This is a genomic window from Algibacter lectus (assembly GCF_004368925.1).
GTDB lineage: Bacteria > Bacteroidota > Bacteroidia > Flavobacteriales > Flavobacteriaceae > Algibacter > Algibacter lectus.
The window spans coordinates 120629-144247 of record NZ_SORL01000014.1 but is presented as its reverse complement, the minus strand read 5'-3'; the positions used below and the strand labels follow the sequence as shown (position 1 = coordinate 144247).

Annotated in this window: 17 protein-coding genes; 9 read left to right on the top strand and 8 right to left on the bottom strand. The window is 32.3% G+C overall.

Translation table 11 applies throughout. The features are described from left to right. The first annotated feature begins 229 nt into the window (after positions 1–229). The 3 genes from DFQ06_RS18790 to DFQ06_RS18780 all read left to right on the top strand — a co-directional run bounded on the left by DFQ06_RS18790 (position 230) and on the right by DFQ06_RS18780 (position 6689). Positions 230–3274: a WGR domain-containing protein gene (locus tag DFQ06_RS18790; protein ID WP_159140106.1), complete on the top strand. Its 3045-nt coding sequence runs from the start codon at positions 230–232 to the stop codon at positions 3272–3274. A gap of 4 nt (positions 3275–3278) precedes the next feature. Beyond that, positions 3279–4907, top strand: coding sequence for an SWIM zinc finger family protein (locus DFQ06_RS18785; RefSeq protein WP_042505669.1), 1629 nt, complete (start codon positions 3279–3281; stop codon positions 4905–4907). 261 nt (positions 4908–5168) lie between these two features. After that, complete coding sequence (locus DFQ06_RS18780) at positions 5169–6689, top strand: reverse transcriptase family protein (protein WP_133969372.1); 1521 nt, start codon at positions 5169–5171, stop codon at positions 6687–6689. A 218-nt stretch (positions 6690–6907) separates the two neighbouring features. On the opposite strand, the gene DFQ06_RS18775 is transcribed toward DFQ06_RS18780, so the two are convergent. Continuing rightward, positions 6908–8923 carry a tetratricopeptide repeat-containing sensor histidine kinase gene (locus DFQ06_RS18775; protein ID WP_133969370.1) on the bottom strand — a complete coding sequence of 672 codons (2016 nt, stop codon included), beginning with the start codon at positions 8921–8923 and terminating at the stop codon, positions 6908–6910. A gap of 85 nt (positions 8924–9008) precedes the next feature. After that, positions 9009–9638, bottom strand: a complete 630-nt coding sequence (locus DFQ06_RS18770; protein ID WP_133969368.1) for a 7-carboxy-7-deazaguanine synthase QueE — start codon at positions 9636–9638, stop codon at positions 9009–9011. A gap of 101 nt (positions 9639–9739) precedes the next feature. Between DFQ06_RS18770 and DFQ06_RS18765 the strand changes: the two genes are divergently transcribed. From DFQ06_RS18765 to DFQ06_RS18740, 6 genes are all read left to right on the top strand, one after another. After that, a complete protein-coding gene (locus tag DFQ06_RS18765; RefSeq protein ID WP_133969366.1) occupies positions 9740–10438 on the top strand; it encodes a hypothetical protein in 699 nt (232 codons plus the stop codon). A 75-nt stretch (positions 10439–10513) separates the two neighbouring features. Then, positions 10514–11287, top strand: coding sequence for a hypothetical protein (locus DFQ06_RS18760; RefSeq protein ID WP_133969364.1), 774 nt, complete (start codon positions 10514–10516; stop codon positions 11285–11287). Positions 11288–11389: 102 nt separating this feature from the next. Further along, positions 11390–12928 (top strand): helicase HerA-like domain-containing protein, encoded by a 1539-nt coding sequence (locus DFQ06_RS18755; protein ID WP_074939568.1) that lies wholly within the window; start codon positions 11390–11392, stop codon positions 12926–12928. A 43-nt stretch (positions 12929–12971) separates the two neighbouring features. Beyond that, positions 12972–13529 carry a hypothetical protein gene (locus tag DFQ06_RS18750; protein ID WP_042499868.1) on the top strand — a complete coding sequence of 186 codons (558 nt, stop codon included), beginning with the start codon at positions 12972–12974 and terminating at the stop codon, positions 13527–13529. Positions 13530–13541: 12 nt separating this feature from the next. Continuing rightward, positions 13542–14522, top strand: coding sequence for a YitT family protein (locus DFQ06_RS18745; protein WP_042499866.1), 981 nt, complete (start codon positions 13542–13544; stop codon positions 14520–14522). A 23-nt stretch (positions 14523–14545) separates the two neighbouring features. Further along, on the top strand, positions 14546–15454 hold the full coding sequence (locus tag DFQ06_RS18740; protein ID WP_133969362.1) for a GYDIA family GHMP kinase: 909 nt from the start codon (positions 14546–14548) through the stop codon (positions 15452–15454). A 114-nt stretch (positions 15455–15568) separates the two neighbouring features. On the opposite strand, the gene DFQ06_RS18735 is transcribed toward DFQ06_RS18740, so the two are convergent. The 6 genes from DFQ06_RS18735 to DFQ06_RS18705 form a co-directional block, all read right to left on the bottom strand. Then, positions 15569–17698, bottom strand: a complete 2130-nt coding sequence (locus DFQ06_RS18735) for a peptidylprolyl isomerase (protein WP_133969360.1) — start codon at positions 17696–17698, stop codon at positions 15569–15571. A 287-nt stretch (positions 17699–17985) separates the two neighbouring features. Continuing rightward, on the bottom strand, positions 17986–19275 hold the full coding sequence (locus DFQ06_RS18730; protein ID WP_074939580.1) for a hemolysin family protein: 1290 nt from the start codon (positions 19273–19275) through the stop codon (positions 17986–17988). A gap of 316 nt (positions 19276–19591) precedes the next feature. Then, the gene (lptC, locus tag DFQ06_RS18720) at positions 19592–20146 is read right to left on the bottom strand and encodes an LPS export ABC transporter periplasmic protein LptC (RefSeq protein ID WP_074939586.1); all 555 of its coding nucleotides are present in this window, start codon (positions 20144–20146) and stop codon (positions 19592–19594) included. Beyond that, positions 20146–21528 (bottom strand): hypothetical protein, encoded by a 1383-nt coding sequence (locus tag DFQ06_RS18715; protein ID WP_133969356.1) that lies wholly within the window; start codon positions 21526–21528, stop codon positions 20146–20148. The genes lptC and DFQ06_RS18715 overlap by 1 nt, the downstream gene beginning before the upstream one ends. An 18-nt stretch (positions 21529–21546) precedes the next feature. Beyond that, entirely contained in the window at positions 21547–22845 is a 1299-nt protein-coding gene (locus DFQ06_RS18710) for a BamG family beta-barrel-assembly machinery protein (protein WP_042505684.1), read from the bottom strand. Continuing rightward, positions 22845–23573: a type III pantothenate kinase gene (locus DFQ06_RS18705; protein ID WP_074939589.1), complete on the bottom strand. Its 729-nt coding sequence runs from the start codon at positions 23571–23573 to the stop codon at positions 22845–22847. Before DFQ06_RS18705 ends, DFQ06_RS18710 begins: the two co-directional genes overlap by 1 nt. Positions 23574–23619 lie beyond the last annotated feature (46 nt).

The window sequence follows — 23619 nt, the reverse complement described above, 5'->3', positions numbered from 1 at the left end:
TTAAGCCCATTAGCGCCGATGGTACTGCATTTGTGGGAGAGTAGGTCGTTGCCTTTTTTAATCCTCAACATTTATTTGTTGAGGATTTTTTTTGTGCTAAACTCAACCTAAATAACCAAAGGTAATGTGTATTGAATGAGTTGTTTACGATTTAAAAAGACTTTTTTTATTTTCTTCAATATAAGATAGCTGGATAATTCTGTATATTTACTTACAAATCGTTTTGGAATTGAAGATACAACAGCAAAAAAAACTATATTTTACAGAAGGCAAATCCGATAAAGTATACGAAGTGGATTTATGTGAATCTGGTGAAGACTTATTCGTGGTAAATTTTCGATATGGTCGTAGAGGAGCAACTTTAAGAGAAGGAACTAAAACAGTTTTTCCTGTAGATTATGAAGATGCGCTGTCTATATTTAATAAGTTAGTCGAAAGTAAAGAGAAAAAAGGATATAGTGAGAGCGGTTCAGTATCTATTCCTGTTAAACAGAACACTGCTCGAGAAGACACTATTTTAAAGTATTTGGAGCAAGCAATTGTTGGTACTTATTCTAGAGATTGGAAAGTCTCTAAAATTATTTTAAGATGTGCAGAACTTAATATTAAGTTAGCATCGACACTTATAGCTCGTTTTATTAATTCTAATGGCGAATTTGAGCAATATGCTTCTATATATACGCTTTGTATTTTAGAAGATGATACACATGTTGATTCGATTTATAATGTTTTCAAAACTGAGAATTTTTCAAATAAAAACGGTCGTGTTGCTGTTGCATATTGTCTTAAATATGGTAACGATAATGTAAAGAAGGAAATTCAAAATAAGATTTTAAACACGCTTCCATCAGAATTAGGAAATCATATAAAACATCCTAGATTATTTTACGCTGCATTAAAAGATTATTTCCTCAAAGAAGAGAATATTGATGCTTCAGTTTTATATTATGTTTATTTATATAGTGATATAGAAAATTCCGGTAGGGAAGAGCTATATCAATTCCTTGAAAGTATTCCGTTAAAAGTAAATACATTTAAATCTGTTAGATATATTTATCGAGTGGCCCACTTATTAGACGACTATCAGTTTTTAGGCTTGTTATCTAAAAGAATGGGTGTTAGTACACCTGGATATACTTCTAATTATATATATATCGGTCAGCAATGGACTTCAGTAGATATTGAAAAGAAAAAAGAGAATCCTTCTGTAGCGTTTTCATCTAAAACACGAAAATATTTTAATAAAAACACCTATAGCTTAGTTTATAAATTAAGTAAAACTAACATACCTGGTTATTTGGATTATGCAGTGGCTATGTTAGTTTCGTTAAATGATAAAACGGATAGAAACGCTTCTAATGTGCAATACAATTATATTTATGATTCTGTAGAAAGACGCTATATTACTGAGCGTCGAATCTTTCCAAGATATCATGAGTTTACTGCACTAATGTATGTACTTTATGGTAATTCTACTTTGTTAAACAGAGATAATACTAAATGGTTTTATTCTGAAGATATTAAGTTGGAAGATCTAGAACGAGCAGAAATTCTTCCAGAAGTTTGGAATAGCAACCCTGAAAAAGTATTGTATGTTTTAAGTCATGCTAAGAGTGAAGAGGCTGTGTTTTTCGCATTACGAATTATAAAGGATAATAACAGTATTTTAGATTCACTTTTGTTAGATGATTTACAACGTTTAGTTTCTCATTATCATCCTAAAGTTTTGGAGGTGATTTTAGAATCTATAAAAGATAAATATAAAAACGTACAACCTGAAGATGCTATAATGTTGGCATTATTAAGTTCCAAAAATGAAAGAGCTATAGAATTAGGACTTGGTTGGCTTAATTTTTATGAACGGGATTACTTTTCTCGAGATGAAGTTGTAATCGGTTTATTACTAACTGGTGAAGTAAAGGTTATTGATTATTTAAAAACTTTATATGGCAGTATTCCTAAATATAATTTTATACTTAATTTAAATGCCTTGAGCGGCTTATTTCAATCACATTCTATCTATACTGAAGATTATCTTTTAGAGGTAAACAATTTAATAGGAAATACGACTTTTGGGAGCTTATTGAGTGATGTATCTTTGGAGGAGATTAATAAATTGGCATCTTCTAATAGTGTTACAAATAAATTATTTGCGGCTTATTTAGCTAAGCACAATAAAATAGAAACATTCCTATTATTTAAAGATTCGATAGATAAATATATTAATTCTGATGATGCTAGATTAAGGCAAGTTGGTATTGAGTTGTTATCTCAGTTTCCTGATCACTTTTTGCTAGAGAATAGTAAAAAGATTAGCGGTTTTTGTTTTTCTGAATACGAAGAAGTAAGGACAGCAATACAACCAACTATAGAACGGTTGGTTAATTTAGACACTGATTTCAAAACAAGTCTTTTTAATAGCCTACTTATAGTATTGATTGAAGCAGAAAAATATGATGGTTTTCATGCTAACTGTTACAGCCTATTAACAGAAAACTATAAGCATTATTTAAATGATATTTCTCATGAGTTTATGTTTAAACTTGTGCTTTCTCATTACGAATATGCTCAAAAACTTGGCCTTCCTTTATTTAAACAACATATAGATTTAAACACGTTACCTGTTGAGAAACTTGTCTCTTTAGGTAATTCAGACATTTTTGAAATACGTAAAATGCTTCAAGATTATTTTCAGTTACATATTCCGAAGATTAATTATGAGTTAGAAAAGGCATTATTAATTTTTAATTCAAGTTGGCAAGATATTATAGATTGGGCTTGCGATTATTTTGAAAGAAGCATTGAAGAAAAAAACTGGACAGTTAACATGCTGTTATACGCTTGCGATCATACTAAAAACGAAGTACAAGCTTTTGGTAGAAAAATGATAACAGCTCATTTTAGCGAGGAGAAAGGTTTGCCGTTACTTATTAAACTACAAGAGCATCCTACAAAGGATATGCAGTTTTTTGTAACGAACTATTTAGAAACATATGCTAAAGATAGTCCAGATGTTATTTTAAAACTGGAAACATATTTTAAAACGAGCTTATTTAATATTAATACACATCGTTCAACTAAAACAAGAATTTATGCTTTTTTAGAACAAGAATCTGTTAAAAGTAAGGTGGTTGCAGAAATGACTGTACGTTTAATAAATAGTATTCTTGGGACAAAAACCATAAAAGATAGAAGTAATAACATTGATGTTTTACTGAGTATATATGATGTTTTTCCAGAAATTGAAGTTCCGTTATTAATAAAATCAAATTAAAAACATGCAATTTAATTATAAATACGGAAGCGGAAGTGCTGTTAATAATGGAGTATCTAGCACTAATGTTAGTTTTGCTCCAGATGTACTTCGCGATCCTACATTTTTTGTAGGGACTTTAGATAAAAAAATTCCGTTTAGAGAAGCTATCTCTGCATTGCATCATGTTGTGGTTGCAGATTTTAATTTTCAACCAAAAGATAATTCGGCTTATTTGGCTTGGTTAAAAGGTCAGGAAGAGATTTGGTTATCGGAGGCTAGTTCCGATTTATCGAAATTGCGTTCAGAAATTCACGAGGTACGTGCAAAAATGGATGGACTTCGTAAAGAGCGTGACTCTATAATGAAACCTTATTATAAAGCACAAAGTGCCTATTTTAAGTTTTTATATAAAAGAGATATGGATGCTTGGATGGTTTTAGACCCAGTAATTACGGTGCATCCCGATCAAGTATTTTTTGAATGTTTTAGTAAAGATGAATCTGTTTACGGTAAATTATCATGTGGATATGATGTTTTTAAAGATATTAATGAATTTAAGTGTGGTACCACAAACATTGATTATTCTAAGAAATTATATGAAGAGTTTCAGAAAATAAGAACTTATAAAGAGACAGATTTTAAAATAGATCCTAAGGGTTTTGATGTTAAAACAACAGGTGAAGATAATTATAGAGAAGTAAAAATTGATTTGCCTGATAGTTGGGTTCGTGGCTTTTTACAAGTGAGTACAGCAATGACCACTAAAAAAGTATCTTTTGAACTAGAAGCTATCGATATTGCCAATTTTATTTCAGTTTTAAAAAGAAATAAAGAACGTAGGGGTCCTCGGTCTATTAAATACATTCTGAAACCAAATGAGCCTATTGTTGCAGTTTTTGAACCTTGGAATATTGAAATAGTCTGTAATCAATCGATTTATAAAGGAGATGAGTATGAGGAAATTAGAGTTTGGGGACGTAGACGTATTCTACTTTTAGAACGATTACTGCCAATAACCAACAAATTTAGCGTTCATCTTTTAGGTAACGGCATGCCTTCATTTTACACGGCACATTTAACCAATGATATGTATTTTACATTGGGACTTTCTGGGTGGACAGCGAACGATTGGACACAGTCAAGCCAATTAGAATTATTAGCACCTCGTGCGTTAGTGCCTGCTACAACTATGCAAAGTATTTATTTAGAATTACGAAATACGTGGTTTGCAAGCGAAACAGATTTGGCTAAAAATCTAAATTTAGATGTTACCACAGTTAATAAATCGATGGAAACTTTTGCGCAAGCAGGCAAAGTAATTTATGATCTGAAAAATAAAGTTTATCGTGTACGCGAATTAAAACGTGATGGTATTGATATAGAATCGCTTCGTTTTTCTAGTGAAACAGATAAGGACGCATATAGGTTAATGGAACAAGGAGCGGTTGCTAACTTAAAAATTACAGAACAGAATGGCAAAGTATTGTTAACCGCCACAGTAAGTAATAATTATAATACAGTTGTATTAATAGATAAAGATTTAAAAATTACAGATGCTAAGTGCAACTGTAATGAGTTTTATAAAAATAAAATGACAAAAGGACCTTGTGCGCATATTTTGGCTACAAGAATCACTTTTGATAAAAAATAATATTATATTTAAACCATGGTAGTAATAAGATAAAAACCTTGCATTTTGATTGGTGGATCGCCAATCTTGCTTACAGATACCGAACGCGTCACTGACTCGAACTTAACTTGTGAAATAGGTACCATAGTACCATTTCCGGTTAGACTTCTACGAAGTGAAATAGTACTATGGTACCTATTTCACTGGAGTTGTTCAATTCAGTCTTGAGAATCGTACGAAGGGCATTCAAAATACATCTTATTGCTACCTTTTTTTTGTTATATGAGAAATAATTCTACGGAAAGAAGACAAGAAATTTATGATAAAATAAAGGCATCTTCTAAACAAGAATATATCCTTTCGGAAATGAAACGCTTAGGGTTTTGGAATGAGGGAGAACTTGATTTTAAAGCTGTAAATACGTTTTTTAACGAAGAAAGAGAATTATCTCAGAAACTTCAAAAACTTTTAAAAGAAAAAAAAGTTATAGAAGATCCGGAAGCTTTTTTGGCTAAAAAACACCAAGAACGCAAGCTTGCTTCTAAACAATCTCAAAAAGCAACTAAAGAACGTCGTGAAAAAGAACGTTTGGAAAAGACTGAGAGATGGCGTGTTTCTAAAGAGAAAGATATTATTTATTTGGGTGAAAATTATTCGCATCAATTAAATGAGCAGATATCTAATACCGAACGTTTAAAATCTAAAAACTTACCTGTTTTACATACAGCCGAAGATTTAGCGAAAGCTATGAATATTTCTATTGGTGAGTTAAGGTTTTTGTCATTTTCAAGAAAAAACTCCAAAATTAGTCATTACAAAAGATTTCAAATGGCTAAAAAATCTGGTGGATATCGTTTAATCTCAGCACCTATGCCTAAGTTAAAAAAGGCACAACACTGGGTGTTAGAATCGGTTTTAAATATAGTATCTGTTCACTCAAATGCACATGGTTGCGTTATAGGAAGATCGATTAAAACCAATGCCGAACCACATGTTGGGAAAGCTGTTGTTATTAATCAGGATTTTAAGAATTTTTTTCCTTCTGTTACTTATGCGCGAATTAAAGGTGTGTTTTTAGCTTTAGGTTATTCTAATCAGGTTGCAACTATTTTTTCTCTTTTATGTTCGGAACCTAAAATACTAGATGTTTCCCTTTTAGGTGAAGATTATTACGCGCAACGTGGCGAACGTTTTTTACCGCAAGGCGCCCCTACAAGTCCGGCGATTACAAATATTCTTTGTGAAAAGTTAGATTTTAGATTAACGGGTTTAGCAAATAAATACGGTTTTACATACACGCGCTATGTAGATGATATTACATTTTCTGGCACTCATGATAGTTTTGACAAAATAACACCGCTTTTAAAATACTCTAGATACGTTGTAAATAGTGAGAATTTTAATTTACATCCCGAAAAATTACGCATCATGAAGCGTAATGCTAAACAAGAGGTTACAGGTGTTGTTGTTAACGAAAAAACTAATATTCCAAAAGGAGATTTAAAACGTTTTAGAGCACTTCTATTCCAGATAGAGAAAGATGGTATAGAAGGTAAATATTGGACTAAAGGAGGTAATGTTTTGGCTCAAATAGATGGTTATGCAAATTATATTTTTCAGATAGAACCAGAAAAGGGTGTATTGTATAAAAAACGTGTAAATGTTATATTAGAAAAATATAATTACAAGGAAAAACATAAAGCAACTTATGTACCAAAAGTTTTAGATAAACGTGAGAAGGCTAATAAACCGGATTCTGTTGGCGGTATTTTTAATAAAATCATGTCTTTCTTTAGAAAATAGAAATATTCATTAATTGATAGGATTTACTTTGCGGATGGTTGCGGGAGTGATAGAAACGGCATCCTTTTTTATTTGATAAGCCTTATTATGCAAATTAGAAATTAGATTTCTAATATTGCTTTGAAGGTCACTTTAATAACCCTCTAAAAAAGATATAGTGGATAGCACGGTTTTTATTTTTCTTAAAAACCCGCCCAAAAAATCTTTGTTATTTTAGCTTAAGTTGGAATTTGAACTAAAATAGCAGTGCCTTTATTTTTTTTGCTCTTTATTGAAAGTTGCCCTTTTAAGATATTAATGCGCTCGGTCATGGTTTTTAATCCAAGGCTATTTAGGGTTATGGTGTCGTCGATGTCGAAACCGTTTCCGTTATCTCTTATTAACACTTTAATACCGTTTTTTTGTTTTAAAATATTTACAAATAAGGTGCTGGCATTAGCATGTTTAATAACGTTACTAACAGATTCTTGTATAAATCTATAAAAATTGAGCGTTTCCACATCATCGAAACGCGTGTTAACATCATCTATTTCTAGGGTTACAAAAAGGTCTGTGGTTTCGTCTAATTCGAATAATAATTTTTGAATACTACTGGTTAAACCTAGTTTTGTTAATGTAATTGGGTATAAATCTCGCGATATATGCCTGACTTCTTCTAGAGTATTTTGCACGAGCAAGGATAATTCTGGTTGATCTAATGCTTGGGTTTTCCATTTTAGAAGTACTAGTTGTTGGCCAACACTATCGTGTAAATCTTTAGAAATACGTGTGCGTTCTTGTTCTTGGGCTTTTATTAGTTCTTGAGAAAAGCCTTGCTGTACAAATTCGCGGTGTTTGGCATTGGCGTAAGAGCGATAAAATAATATGCAGGCAAATAAAACTAGCATGCTAATTATTCCGAAGGTTAATTGTTGCGTTTTGTTTTTATTTTCAACATTGAGTAACTCTATATTGGTATTTTGAGCTTCTATTTTTCGATCTCGTTTTTCGGTTTCGTAAAGTGTTTGGAAATAGGCAAGCGTTTTTGTGTTTTGCACACTAGTAATGGAATCTTTTAAAGTGTAATAATTTACTAAATGTTGATTCGCTTTTTGTGGGTTATCGGTTGCTTGATATACTTTGGCTATAAATTTTTCTGCAAGCATAATTTCTTCATAACCTCGTTTTTGTTTTCTTAGGGTTAAATATTCTTTTCCATACGCAAGTGCGTTAGAGTAGTTGCCTTTTTGGTATTCTAGTGATTTTAATGCAGAAATATATGATTCACGATTTTTACTAGACTTATTATTTAAATAGATTTTCTTAAGTTCTTTAAAGTTAGTTTCGGCTAAATCTAAATTATTATTTTCGGCATATGCTATTACTAATTCGGCTAAAATAGTCGACTTTAAATACATCTCGTTTTCAGATTTGGCATTGCAATCAATAGATTTTTTTAAGTATGCTATTTGTTTTTTATAGTCGGCTATTTTTCTGTAATCGGTTGCAGCGTTGAAGTATAGACTAATAAGGTGGTCGTTTCTGTCGTCTTGTTTAGCGAGTTCTATGGCTTCATTTCGTTCTTTTTCGGCTTCTTTAAAAAAAGCATTTTTACTGTATAAAACGGATAGAGCATTTTTTGAAGATAGTATGTTGAAGTTATCTTTTACTTCGGTAAATATATCTATAGCAGTTTTTAAACTTTTTGAAGCTTCGGGAAATTTACCTAAATCAGATTCTGTGTAACCTAAATATAAGTGAGCGAAACCTGCTAACCGTGTTTCATTATATTTTTGTGCGTATACAATAGTTTTGTTGTAGAATTTAATGGCTGTATCTACATCGTTTAGATAGTAGTAACTATCGGCTACATTTAAATAAAACCTGGTTAATGCATGGCTATTTTGCATGTGTTCGTAGGTTTTAATGTGTTTCTTATACAGCTTTAGCCCTTCTGATGGGTTACTTATTATATTGTTTTTGTAGTAGATTAAATCGGCAATATGGTTGCCGGCGAGCTCTAAAGAATCTAATTTTAGAGCAAGATTTATGGTTTGATTTACAATAGTATCATACTGTAAATCGGTTTTGTATTTAACAATAGAAACCAGGCTATCCATCCATTTTAAGCGCTGTCCATTTTGAGATTGTTGGATGTTTGAATGTATTTTGGAAATAGATTTCTCTATGTCCGATTGTTGCGAGCTTATACCAAATACTATAAAAAGGGAAATATAGAAAAGTGCTAACTTCATGGTAGTTAGGTTTGTTTCTTTAAATATATGCGATTTGTGCGACAAAAAATAAAAAAGCTTCGAAAAAACTTCGAGGCTAATAATATTATGGAATATTTAAATATTTATGGGTTTGTAATGATACTTTCCATTTCGGATTTTTCATGACGTAATCAACAATTTCTGGAACCACTTTATCACGTTTGCTCCATTCTGGTTGTAGGTATAGAATGCAGTCGTTGTTTACTTTTTCAGCTTGTTCTTCCGCAAAGCGAAAATCATCTTTATTGTAAATAATTACTTTAAGTTCATGGGCATTATCGTAAACTTCTTTAGTAGGAAGTTTCATTTTTTTTGGAGACAGGCAAATCCAATCCCAAATACCAGTAAGTTTATAAGCTCCCGATGTTTCAATATGTACTTGTAATCCTTCAGCTTTAAGCTGTGTTGTTAAAGGGGTCATATCCCAAGTTAATGGCTCACCTCCGGTAATTACAATAGTATCACTATGTTTTTTAGCATTTTCAACAATGTTAGTGATTAATGTAGGCGGATGCAGATTGGCATTCCAACTCTCTTTTACATCGCACCAATGGCAGCCTACATCGCATCCACCAACTCGAATAAAATATGCCGCGGTACCTTTGTGAAAACCCTCACCTTGAATAGTATAAAATTCTTCCATTAATGGAAGCATTTCTCCTTTATCAACTAATTGTTGTATTTCTTTCTTCATAAGTTGGCAAAGATACGGATTTCGTTAGTTTTTATAGAAATTTTGTTTTACATTCGATGTTACATATAGTAATCTTTATTCTCTCAAAAGAACTAATAAAAATGAAAAGGTATTCCCTCATGCTTGCGCTATGCGTTAGCTTTTTCTTTGCACAATCTCAAGTAGGAATTGGCACAACAACTCCAGATGACGGATCAGTTTTACAAATAGATAGTAAAGTAGGTGCTTTTGTTCCTCCACGAATGACATTTAGTGAAATGTCTGCGATTACAACTCCTTTAGATGGTGCTTTGGTTTTTAATATAACCCACAACACTTATTTTGTATATAGAAATGGTGTTTGGTCTAGTCAAACAAATGCGAGCTTAATATTAAATAAAAATTATCCAGCAGGGAATAGTGCGCTTTCTGCACCAAATGACACTTATGTTGATTTTCCTATAGGGCCGTCAGATATAATTGCTACAAACTCCAGCACATACGATGTTACTGCTAATGGCACGGTTAAAATAAAAGAAGCCGGGAATTATTGGTTTAGTGCTGCGCTATCAACGAGTAATATGCCAGGTGGTAATAAAAAATATATTATAGCGCTTGAGGTTAATGGGGCATTAGTAGCATATTTAACAAGAGGTTTTTCTAGCTTGCCAGCTTCTGGTACAGATTATTGGGGAACAAGCGGAAATGTTATGTATCCTATATCAGCTAACGACGTGATAACGTTGAAATATGTATTGAATAATGGTGGCAGTCCTTTAAACGCTAAATTTATTAATATTGGTATCAGTCGGCTTAATTAATTTTGTTATTAACAAGTTTTCTAGCTATATTCGATGAATAATTAAAATAAACTAGCTCCCTAAGGCTATATTAAAATGAAAAAAATCTCCCTCATGCTCGCGCTATGCGCTAGTTTTTTCTGTGCGCAATCTCAGGTAGGTATCGGTACTACAAGTCCAGACAATTCTTCAATTTTAGATGTTGACTCAGATAGTAAAGGTATTTTAATTCCTCGATTAACTACTACCCAAAGAAATAGCATAGTATCACCTGCTATAGGTTTATTGATATTCAATACTACAACAAGTAAGTTTGAGTTTAATTCTGGATCGGTAGTAACTCCAATATGGAATCCGATAAACTCTCATGCTACGGTAAGTACTGACCCTGGAAATATATTAGGTTCAGGAACAGATTCTGGTGCATATATAGGTGTTACAACCTATATCGGTAAATTTATTATTACCAATACCGGAACTCAAACTATTACAGGTTTACCATTTGAACCAAGCTCGATTAAGTTTTCGGCTTATGCCAACGTAGAGACTGAAAATATAAATGGTGATAACGGAACATCTAATAACGACAATAGTTTCCAAAACTCATTTGGATCTATGCAAGGTTATGCTACTAACTATGGCGTAATAGATCAACAAGTTATTTTTAACGGAGGAAATGGTAACTCTATTAATGATATTTCTAGATACGCTTCTAGTTCTAGAGCCATAGTTATTCGTTATGGAAATCAAAACGGGGATAATTTGGGTTTAACAGCAGCTGAAGTAACAAGCTTTAATGCCGATGGTTTTACTATCAATGTTACTGATAAAACAGAGGACATTATTGTTATTTATGAAGCTTATAGGTAATAAAATTTGAGGCAGATAGAAATCAACGGTTCTATGTCTTTCCATTGAAACCATATTTTTTTCTTCATCTTATTTACTGTATTTTTATGCAAAATATACAGTATGAGTAAGACAGATACTTTTTTTAAATACATAACAGAAGGAAACGCTACTAAAGGAGATTTTATAGCTGTAGGTTCTGCTATGTTAGATGGTGAAACCGTTACAGGTGCCCATGTGAAAATTCCTTTAAAAACCATGAATCGTCACGGTTTAATTGCTGGTGCCACCGGTACGGGTAAAACAAAATCGCTTCAGGTTTTAGCAGAAAATTTAAGTGATAAAGGTATTCCTGTGTTATTAATGGATATTAAAGGTGATTTAAGTGGGTTGGCACAACCAAGTCCGGGTCATGCAAAAATTGATGAACGTCACGAAAAAATTGGTTTACCTTTTGATGCCAAAGCTTTTCCTGTAGAACTTTTAACCCTATCTGAACAAGATGGTGTTAGGCTTCGTGCTACGGTTAGTGAATTTGGTCCTGTATTATTATCTCGAGTTTTAGATTTAACCGATACACAATCGGGAGTAGTGGCTGTTATTTTTCAGTACTGCGACGATAATAAACTGCCCTTATTAGATTTAAAAGATTTTAAAAAAATACTTCAATACACTACGCAAGAAGGTAAAGCTGAATTTACGGAATCTTACGGACGTATTTCAACAGCATCCACCGGAGCTATTTTGCGAAAAGTTATCGAGCTAGAGCAACAAGGTGCCGATTTGTTTTTTGGTGAAAAATCTTTCGATACACAAGATTTATTACGTATTGATGATAATGGTCGTGGTTATATAAACATACTTCGTTTAACCGATATTCAAGATCGACCAAAATTATTTTCAACTTTTATGTTGAGTTTGTTGGCTGAAATATATTCGACCTTCCCTGAACAAGGGGATAGTGATAGACCAGAACTTATTTTGTTTATAGACGAAGCGCATTTAATTTTTAACGAAGCTTCAAAAGCTTTATTAAATCAAATTGAGAGCATTGTAAAACTAATTAGAAGTAAAGGTGTTGGTTTATATTTTGTTACGCAAAACCCAACCGATGTTCCCGAAGCTGTATTAGGCCAATTAGGTTTAAAGATTCAGCATGCTTTAAGAGCTTTTACCGCTAAAGATAGAAAGGCTATTAAGTTAACGGCACAAAACTATCCAGATTCCGAATATTATGATACTACAGAAGTTTTAACATCTCTAGGAATTGGAGAAGCATTAGTTTCTGCACTAGACGAAAAAGGACGTCCAACACCATTGGCTGCCACCATGATGCGAGCACCTATGAGTAGAATGGATGTACTAACCGATATGGAACTAAGTAGTTTGTTGTCAAAATCTAAAATGGTTAAAAAATACAATGAAACTATTGATAGAGAGAGTGCTTACGAAATGCTTAATGAAAAGATAAAAGAAGCTGAAGCTGACGAAGCTAAAGAAAAAGCGAAAAAAGAACAAGAGGCTCTTAAGAAAGCAGAATCTAAAAGAAAAACTACAACAAGACGTAGAAGTACAGCCATGAATCCTATAGTTAAAGTGCTTACAAGCGCTACGTTTATTCGTTCGGTTTTTGGTATTTTAACCAAAGTGTTAAAGAAATAAGTAACTTTTATTATAATAGAAATTAAATAAACGAAATATTATTATGTATAAAATACTTTGTAGCCTATTTTGTTTAGCAGTCGTTTTTACGAGCTGCAAGAAAGATCAAGATCCTTTTGAGATTTCAAAACACCACATAGGTTTATTAACTGATTCTACTCAAGTTAAAGACATAAAACACATTTATGCCAACGATTCTATTGTGAGATTTATAGGTGGTGATGAGTTTTTAGGAAACGTGAATAATATAGAGATTTTCGAAAAAGGAGGTAAGAAATTATTAACCTTAATGCCTAAACATGCATTAGATTCTACATCTACAATATCTGGTATTCGTATTATGGATCCACGTTTTGCAACCAATAAAAATTTATCTACTATAAGTGTATTCAAGGATATTAGAAACCATTACAAAATTTCACGTATTAGTAATTTAATTAATTCTATTGTTGTTATAGTAGAAGATATTAATGCAAGTTTTACTATTGATAAAAAGGAATTACCAGCCAATCTAAGGTTCGATATGGACTTGAAATTTGAGAGTGCTCATATTCCCGATCAGGCTAGAATAAAGTATTTCTTTATTAACTGGTTGGATTAAAAAAACTCAAAAATGAATCCATTTTTATCCAAAATATTAGTTGATGTTGCCCGAAAGCAGCTCAAAAAAAAACAAGCTAATGCTGAGGGTAAAGCCGTAAGTATAAAACAAATTGTGCCTTTGGTTCGCAAATTTCAGGTCGAGCTATCGCATGCTATAAAAGAATATATTTTTATAGTAATAGGTGTGTTTTCGGCAGGATTTGGTTTAAAAGGGTTTTTATTGCCCAATCAATTTATAGATGGTGGTGCAACAGGTATTTCTTTATTGTTAGAAAACGTAACTTCTATAGAGTTGGGCTTATTATTAGTTTTAGTAAACATTCCTTTTTTAATTCTCGCTTCTAAAACTATTGGAAACAAATTTGCCTTAAAAAGTATTGCAGCTATTACATTGTTAGCTTTTGTGGTACATTTTGTAGAATACCCAATCATAACGGAAGATAAATTATTAATAGCCGTTTTTGGTGGTTTTTTCCTTGGTTTAGGTATTGGATTGTCTATGCGTGGTGGAAGTGTTATTGATGGAACTGAAGTATTGGCTATATATTTAGGACGAAAATTATCTCTAACCATTGGAGATGTATTGTTGTTAATTAATATCGTTATATTTTCAATAGGTGCTTATGTGCTATCTATTGAAATTGCTCTTTACGCGATATTAACCTATTTGTCTGCGGCAAAAACAGTAGATTTTGTTGTAGATGGTGTTGAGGAATATGTGGGCGTTACTATTATTTCTAATAAGCATGAAGAATTGCGCATTATGCTAACTGAAAAGTTACGTCGAGCTTGTACTATTTATGCAGGAAAGGGTGGTTATGGAACAAATGGCGATAGTTATGATAAAGATATAATCTACACCATAGTTACGAGATTAGAACTCGCTAGGTTACAAACCGAAATAGATAAAATAGACAGAAACGCGTTTATTGTTATGGGTATTGTAAAAGATTTAAAAGGTGGTATGATTAAGCGAAAACCTATGAAATAAAAGTTATAATTTAAACAGATAGTGTGAAGGAGTATTTTAGCAACGGAAAATTATTAATTTCAGGGGAATACGTCGTTTTAGATGGTGCCATTTCTTTGGCTGTACCAACTAAGTATGGACAATCGTTAACAGTTGAAAACATAAATGAAGCCAAAATTATTTGGAGAAGTTTAGATGAAAAGGGATTGGTTTGGTTCGAAAAAGAGTTTGAGTTAGTAAATCACACTATTCAAAACTCAAGTGAAACCGATGAGACTTCTATTAGGTTAATAGAAATATTAAAAGCAGCTAAAGCGCTCAATCCAGAGTTTTTGAGAGATGGAATAGGATATAAGGTAACGACGAAATTAGATTTTCCTAAAAATTGGGGGTTAGGTACATCATCAACCTTAATTAATAATATAGCTAATTGGGCAAAAGTGAATGCGTATCAACTTTTAGAAAAAACTTTTGGAGGTAGTGGTTATGATATTGCTTGCGCTCAAAATAATTCTGCAATCACTTATCAATTAAAATCGAAAGCTATAGATGTTATTCCGTTAAGCTTTAATCCAATATTTATGAAGAATCTTTATTTTATTCATTTAAATAAGAAACAGAATAGTCGCGATGGTATTAAGCATTATCGTGAACATAAAGGCGATTTACTGGTTTCAATTAATGAAATTAATAGTATTACGGAGCAGATGATACATGTAGAAACTTTAACGGCATTTGAAGTTTTGATAGAAAAGCATGAATCTATAATTGCAGAAATAACAAAACAAGTTCCTGTTAAAGATCGATTATTTAGCGATTTTAAAGGTGCTGTTAAAAGTCTTGGTGCTTGGGGTGGAGATTTTGTTTTAGCAACAACTAAACAAGATCCAACTGCGTATTTTAAAGCTAAAGGTTATAATACCGTATTAGCTTATCAAGATATGGTGCTTTAGTTTTTGTAAAAGAAACATTAACTTAAATAAGAACAAATAATTATTTAAATATAACGCAAAAAAAAAGCCTCAAACTAATGAGGCTTTTTTTTATATAATTAAAATCGGTTCGTTTTATTGAACTTGAGATTTTGCTCTATTATCTTCAATTGCAGCAGCATCTTTTAATGCGTTGTATAATTTAGAATTTACAACATTAGATTTTTGTTGTTCAACTCTATTAGCAGCAGCTTGGTAGTTGTCTAAGGGAGCAGCAGGAGTTACTTTAGTAACTTGAATCATGTAAACACCGATGGCACCATCTATTAATTTAGACGTTTCACCTTCTTTTAATCCAAATGCAGCTCCAACAACTAATGGCTCTCTACCAGCTCCAGAAATAGTTGGGTTTTTCATGTTGATAGCAGAAGCTGTACGTATACTTTTCTTTTGTTCAGCAGCTAAATCATCTAAAGTTGTTGCAGAAATTTGATCTCTAAGCATTGCTGCTTTTTTCTCTTTTCTTATAATTGGTAAAACAGTTACTGTAGCATCATCTGCAGACATTAAACCTGCATCATGTTTTGCAACTAATTGAGCAATTACATAACCGTTAGTAATGTTGAAACGTTTTAAATCACCTACTTCAGCGTCAGCTTCAAATGCCCAACGTACAATTGGTCTTTGGTTACCAACACCAGGTATAGTTTCATCTAGAGCTTTAATCCCGTTAACAGGGCGTACTGTATAATTTTTTTCTTTAGCTAAAGCTTCATAATCTTTATCTACCGCAGAGATTTCAAAACTAGAAGCATCTCTAAATACTTTATCAACAGTAGCGTCAGATGGTTCAATCTTTCTAGCTAATGTTCCTACTTTTACAGCTTTAGTTTTATTTTTCTGTCCTTCAATTTCAATAATATGAAAACCGAACATTGTTTTTACAATTCCTAAATCTCCAGTTGAACCTTCGAATTCAAAGTCGTTAAATTCAGGAACCATAGTATTGTATGCATGCCAATCGTAACGGCCACCATTTTCAATACTTCCTTGGTCTGTAGAGAATTCTGTTACAAATTCAGGGAATTTAGAACGGTTAGATTTTAAAATTGTTAAAAGGCTATCTGCAGTTGCTTTCGCTTGTGCTTCTGTTTGAGTTGCCTGAGCTCCAGAACTTCTTGTTCCAATAAAAGGAATTAAGATATGACGAACTTTAGCTGAATCTGGAATTTGTTTTACAGCAACTATTTTTGAGATTTTGTAGTATCCATTATCCTTATAAGGACCATAAACACCACCTTCATTTAAGTTGTAAAGAGTATCTGCTACAGCAGATGGTAAACTAGATTTAAATACAAAACGATCGTCAAATTTAATATCAGAATTAGAATTGATAAAATCTTCGTTGTTTTTTGTGTTTAAAAAACCAGTGATATTTTCGTTAGTTTTAGTACCGTCGTTATACTCAACACGATCAGATAATAGTTTTGTTAACTCTGTTTTTATTGCATTTTCATCTTCTACGCTTGCAACTTCTTTAAACTCAACAAAACGAATATCGCGAGATGCCTCAACTTCGTATTTCTTAGCATTTTTACTAATGTAGCTAGAAATATCAGATTTAGAAACTTTTACTAAGCTATCAGCAATAGAAGTATAAGGTACTTGTACATATTTAATATCTACTTTGTTATTCTCAAGCATGTAGTCTAGTTCACCTTCGGCAAGTGTTCCTGTTAAACCAGCTTTAACTAAGTTAAAGTAGTTTTGTTGTAACGCATTGTTTGCTAATTGTTTTTCGTAATTAACCCAACTTTCATAACCTGCAGGCGATGTTTCTTTTAGGTTAGCGATATATTCATTAAGTTTTGCTTCGTCAAACAAACCAGCTTCGTTTAAAAATTCAGGGCTAGATGCTAGCGCTGTTTTTAGTAAATCTTTCATTTGGTCTTTTTCAACAGAAATCCCTAATTTTTCAAATTGAGCACCCATTACAGCTTCACGTACTTCTTGATCCCAAACACGGTTCATAACCTGAGTACTTGTTGCACTTGCACCAGCTTGGCGTTGCGCTACATCTACTTTTTGAAGAAACGATTCGCGAGTAATATCTGTACCATTAACAGTACCAACAATATTTTGCGATTTTGCTGAAAGTGCATCACTATTTTTAAATAAATCTGCTAATACAAAAGAAAATAACGCTAACGCTATTATCAAGATTAAGAATAATGAACGTTGTCTGATTTTATTTAAAACTGCCATCTGTAATTAAAATGTTTTATAATAAATCCGTTATATAGGATTTAGCTTGTTATTATTGGTTGTCAATTTACGACTAAATTGATGAAAATATCGTGCGCGAAAATACCATTTTCTATTTAATAATGAAAGGGTTATTTTGTGTTTTGTGTAATGTCGTGATTTGTAAGTGTAATTAATGGCGTTATTGGTAGTAAGTTGAAGGGTTTATTTAAAAAAGAATCACTTTTTAAAAAGGGAAAATAATAATGAAATTGTCTTTAAATTATAAGTTTAAAATTGTTGAAATGTTAATCTTCTTCAACTAATTTAAGCTCAACTAAGTCAATTTTCGTGTTTGAAACCTCTAAAATTGTAAATTGAAAGTTTTCCATTCTTACCACTTCGTTCTGTGCCGGAATTTGCTGAGTATGGTTTACAATTAAACCGCCTAAAGTTTCGTAGTTTTCACTTTCTGGCAAATTAATTTTATAGGTTTCATTTAAATAATCTACTTCCAAACGCGCTGAAAAATTAAAAGTTTCATCTTCTAGCTTTTCTTCAATTAAATCTACAGTATCGTGTTCGTCTTCAATTTCACCAAAAAGTTCTTCTACAATATCTTCTACCGTCATAATACCTGCGGTTCCCCCATATTCATCTAGAACAACAGCTATGCTTCTGTGTTTTTTTGTAAGTACACCAAGTACGTCTTTTATTAAAACGGTTTCGGGTACAAACTCTACAGGCAGCATCATGGCCTTTATAGTTTTTGGTTTTTTAAAGAGTTCGAAAGAATGCGCGTAACCTAAAATATCGTCAATGGTTTCTTTGTAAACTAAAATTTTTGTACAACCCGTTTCAGTGAAAAGCGCATTTAGACTTTTAATAGATTCGTTAATTTCTACGGCAATAATTTCTGTTCTTGGCACCATAACTTCCCGGGCTTTTACCTCGGAAAATTCTAATGCATTTTGAAATATTTGAATTTCGGTATCTACATCGTCATGCTCTTCTACAGATTCCATTTGTTCGGTGATATAATTACCTAGTTCTACTTTTGTGAAGGCCAGTTGAATTTGATCGCCTTCGGTTTTAAAAAAAGCTCTTAGAACATTATCGGAAATCCAGATAACAAAATCGGATATCAGGCTAAATAGGATGTAAAAAATATATGCGGGTATGGCTAAAGCTTTAATTAATTTATTCGCATAAATTTGAAAGAAGACTTTCGGTAAAAATTCCGCAGTTATTAAAATGACTATGGTAGAAATTATAGTTTGGGTTAGTAAACTTAAATCATTAAGTAAGTAATTGAGAGGAGAATAAGGGGTTGGCAACATAGACCGGAACCAATCTACTAATAAATCCCCCATGAAAAAACCATAGATAACAAGGGCTATATTGTTCCCAATAAGCATGGTGGTTATAAATTTTGATGGTTTTACTGTAAGTTTACTAAGTATTTTAGCAAGTAAGCCTTCTTGTTTTTTTTCAATTTCTATATGAATTTTGTTTGAAGATACATATGCAATCTCCATCCCTGAGAAAAAAGCAGAAAGGATTAATGATACAATTATGATAATAACATAAATGCTCATTTATTTAGAGTTGTTGCCTTTATTTTCAAATCGACGTCTAAAAAAGAACATGAATATCGCTATAGCCATTAGAAAGAGACTTAAGTATGCGCGACTTCTATCGATACTCCATGTTTTAAAAATATCATATATTAAGAAAATAGCGAATGCTAAATATAAAAATTTTGAAAATTTCAAATAGTTCATCAGTTGAATTTTATTCTAGCACAAAGATAATTAAAATATTAGCAGTACGATTTTATTTATAATACTGTTTTAGTTTGAATTATTTGTGGTGTAAAATGTAAGAGGAAATAGAGTAGAAGTAATCTTTTTACTAGTCTTCCATAGTGATAATACCGGTAACTTCTAATACTTCGGCTTTGGTGAATTTAGTGTCAGAGTCAAATCCGTTACCATGAATAACGTCCGTTTTGGTTTGAAATGTAACCGCATTATTGGTAAATAACCATTCCTTTTTTTGATCGTAAAATAGTTGATCGGATTTTAAGATATTACCATCTTGAGTTGTTATTACTACGTTACCTTGCAAGTCTATCAAATCGGTTTCAGCATAAATAATTGCATAGTCTGCAACAATAGTGCTTTTTTGGTTTTTGTCATCGTACAAGTAAAGGGTAAGACCGTCAACAAATTCATTATAAGGGAAATCTCGATTAGAGTAATCGAGCATTTTAGTACTGATTAAATTAGCAGTAACACGACCAGAATCGGTATGCTTTAAATTAATATTTTCGGCAACACCAATAGGTTCGTTTTCCGAAACTCCAATTTTTTGAACTTCCTTTAAACTGTTGTTACATGAAAAAAACATAGCCATGCAAATAAGCATGACTATGTTAGAAATATTATATGTGATTTTCTTATTCATTAAATATTTGGTACGGTAACTGAAGCTCCAATCCAACATCCAATTTTAATGCTTTGTCCAGAGCAAGAACAGTTAAAGATTTCAGCTTTTTGTGGTGCTTTTGCAGAATAGTTTGCAACAGATGCAGCAGCAGCCTTTTTTAAAGTAGGATCTACACGCGCCGCTTTTCTAGCTTCGTCTGCAGCTAACCAATATACAGCTCTTTTGTTAAAGTTTGTATCTCCACAGCTGTTCGCACTTGCTGCATACATAGCTGCAATAGATAAGTGTGGACGACCGTTAGATGGGTTTAACTGTAATGATTGTCTAAAGTAACCTCTAGCTTGACCGTAGCTTCCTCTAGATTTTAATTTAATTCCAATTTTGTTATTTAATTTAGCTTTCTTGAAGTTATCAGTTTCTAAATCAATAGCTTGTTTGTAGAATGCAATAGCTTCACTGTTTTTACCTTCTTTATCTTTTAAGATACCTAAGTAGTATGCAGAGTTCGCAGAAGGAGAAATTTCGTGATAAGCATTTACTAACTTAAAGAATAATGGGTCGTCTGTACAATCTTTTTCAGACATTTTTCCAGCAGCTCTTTGTAACCAAACCGCATTGTTTTTGTTTTCTTCAAAATCTTTTTGGTATAAAGGAATTAAGTTTTCACAGTTTGCGCGCTCTCCTAATTTTTGATCAACTCCAGAAGAAACTTGATCGAATGCTCCTAAAATTTGACCATAATATCTTTTATACTGACCTTCTTTTTTAGTTAATTCAGTTCCAGCATCTTCTTTAGCAATTAATGCGTTAAGTTTTTCTGAAGTGTTTTTTACTTCATCTTCAATTTTTTCAACAACATCATCATATTTGTTAAATAATTCTGCAGCAGTTTTTTGTTTTGCATCATACAAATCAACCATTAAAGAAAAGTATGTATACAAACTTTGAGGGTTTGTGAAGTTATCTTTATCAGCTTTATATATTTCATCATAACAAGCGTATAATGCCGCGTTGTCTAAATTTAATATGTCTCTGTTATCGTATTTTAATTGGCAAGCCATAGCACCATATTTACCTGTTGGTGTTTTACTAGCAAAATGCTCGGCACGTTCTTCCCAAAGTTTAAGTAAATCGTTAACGAAAGGTAATTTTGCAGCACCTTCTAATTTATCGATTTTATCTTCTAAAATCTTTTCTCCATCAATATAAATGGCGTTGTTGAATTTAGGACATTTATTTCTTACTGCCATCCAAGGCTCGTAAGCGGCATCATAGTTTTTCGATTTCACATACTCGTGAAAAATCGAAAGTTTAGACATGCACTCTTCATCTTGTTGTGCGAAGCCAATATTTGCCCCAACAAATAAAAGCGTTAATAGTAGTGTAATTTTAGTTTTCATGATATAAATTTTATGTTGTTAGTCAAATTTTCTTTTACTGAACCATCTATCGTTCAAAGATAAACTTAATTGGAAATTAATGAAATTCTCTTGTATTAAATTACTGTTTGTGGTACCGCGTTTACCAACTTCTACACCTAAATTAGCATTCGAGAAAAAACTTCCAACTGGTAATCCTAATCCAAAAGACATGCCAAACTCGTTTATCGATTCATTTTCTATATTTAAACCTGTGTTCTCGAAGTGTACACCGGCTCTGTAAACTACACGTTGTAAGTAACTTGAGAAAGAATTGTACTTCGGAATAAAAAATCCACCAAGTTTAATTGCAGATTGATCTTCGTAGGTTGCGCCATTACTATATAACGCATTTGTGAAGTCACTTGTTTTTAAATATTCAGATTCTATACCTACAAACCATTTTCTTGGTTGGCCAATACCAACTCCAAAAGTAAGTTTAGATGGTAGTACTAATTCTGTTTCTGTTAAATCTCCTAAATCACTTTCAATAGTATTTAAAGCAAATTCAGATCCACTTGCAATTGTTGTTATTGTAGAAAAAGAACGTTGGTTTTTAGAAGATAAGTTACTTTCGGGTGTATAAGTAATTCCAGAAATAAGTTCTAATTTTTCGGTTAGCATGGTTCTGTACGATGCTCCTAAGTTAATGTTTAGTCCGCTTAAATCCGATCTGTTATTTTCTCTAGCCTGGTATTGCACAGGGTTTCCTTCGCTATCGTAAACATATTCGATGGTGCTATTTTGGGTGTTTCCGAAATTATATTGAAAATCTATACCAACGCTGAACCCTTCACTAATTTGATAACCAAAACCTAAAAAAGCCTTATTTAAACCACCTTCACCTCTAAATCTATTAGATATAGTTTCACCATCGTCATTATAAGCTTCTAGTTTATAACCAACAGCTGTGTAGGGCATAACACCAAAACCAAAACCAAAATCTCCCATTGGGATAGACATAGCTAAATAATCGAAGGTAGAGGACGATGCATTGTCTTTGCTTGTGTCACTCTTTAAGGTTGTACTATTATATGTTCCACCAACTGTAAATTTTACTGGTCGGCTTTCATTGTTTAATATATCTAAGTTTTTGCCTGCATAAGATGCCGGGTTTCTTAGGTTAACGTGTATACTATCAGTATAGATGCTTAAGCCACCCATACTTCTGTTTTCCACTGTTCCTTTAAATTTAAGGCTTCCAATACCATAAAAAGAATACGGAGATGCCGTTCCTTCTTGTCCGTAACTTTGCATTGCAATTATTGCAATAAAAACGAGTACAAGTTTTTTTATCATTAAATTGAGTTAAATTTTAAAATATAGTAAAGTCCTTCTAAAAGGAAATTAGAGTTGGCAAATATGCTACTTTTTAATTGTTTAGACAAGAAATTAGTATCGCCACCTGTTAAAATAATTGTTAAATCTAAATATTTTTCTTTATAGTCTGCAATATTTCCGTCAATTTCATTTAAAACACCATGAACAACACCTGAGTGTATGGATGATTTAGTTGAATCTCCAATAATAGATTCAGGCATTTCTGTATTTAGTAACGGTAAATTTGCCGTTAAATTATTCAATGATGCATAACGCATACGTAAACCGGGGGAAATTGCGCCACCTAAATACTCATTATTGGCGTTTACAAAATCGTAAGTAATGCAAGTACCAGCATCAATAATTAATGTGTTTTGTTTTGGGAATTGTTTAACGGCCGCGCAAACTAAAGCCATACGATCTACTCCTAGAGTTTTTGGTGTTTGGTATAAGTTGGTAAACGGAAGTTTTGTTTCGCTATTTAAAATAGTAAGATCGAAAAGCGTACTTAATACTAAAGTGTCACTTTCAGTTAATCTTCCAACCGATGAAATTATAGCTTTTTCAATTTCTAAATATTTCTTCCTTAAAGATTTAACTTCTTTTATAACATCATTTAGCTTTACAACTTGTTTGCTTTTAAGAGTGTCATTCTCAAAAACAGCAAGCTTTACAAACGAATTGCCAACATCTATTATTAAATACATAAACATATAAAAACGTAAAATTACAAAAGCAACACGAAATTAAATC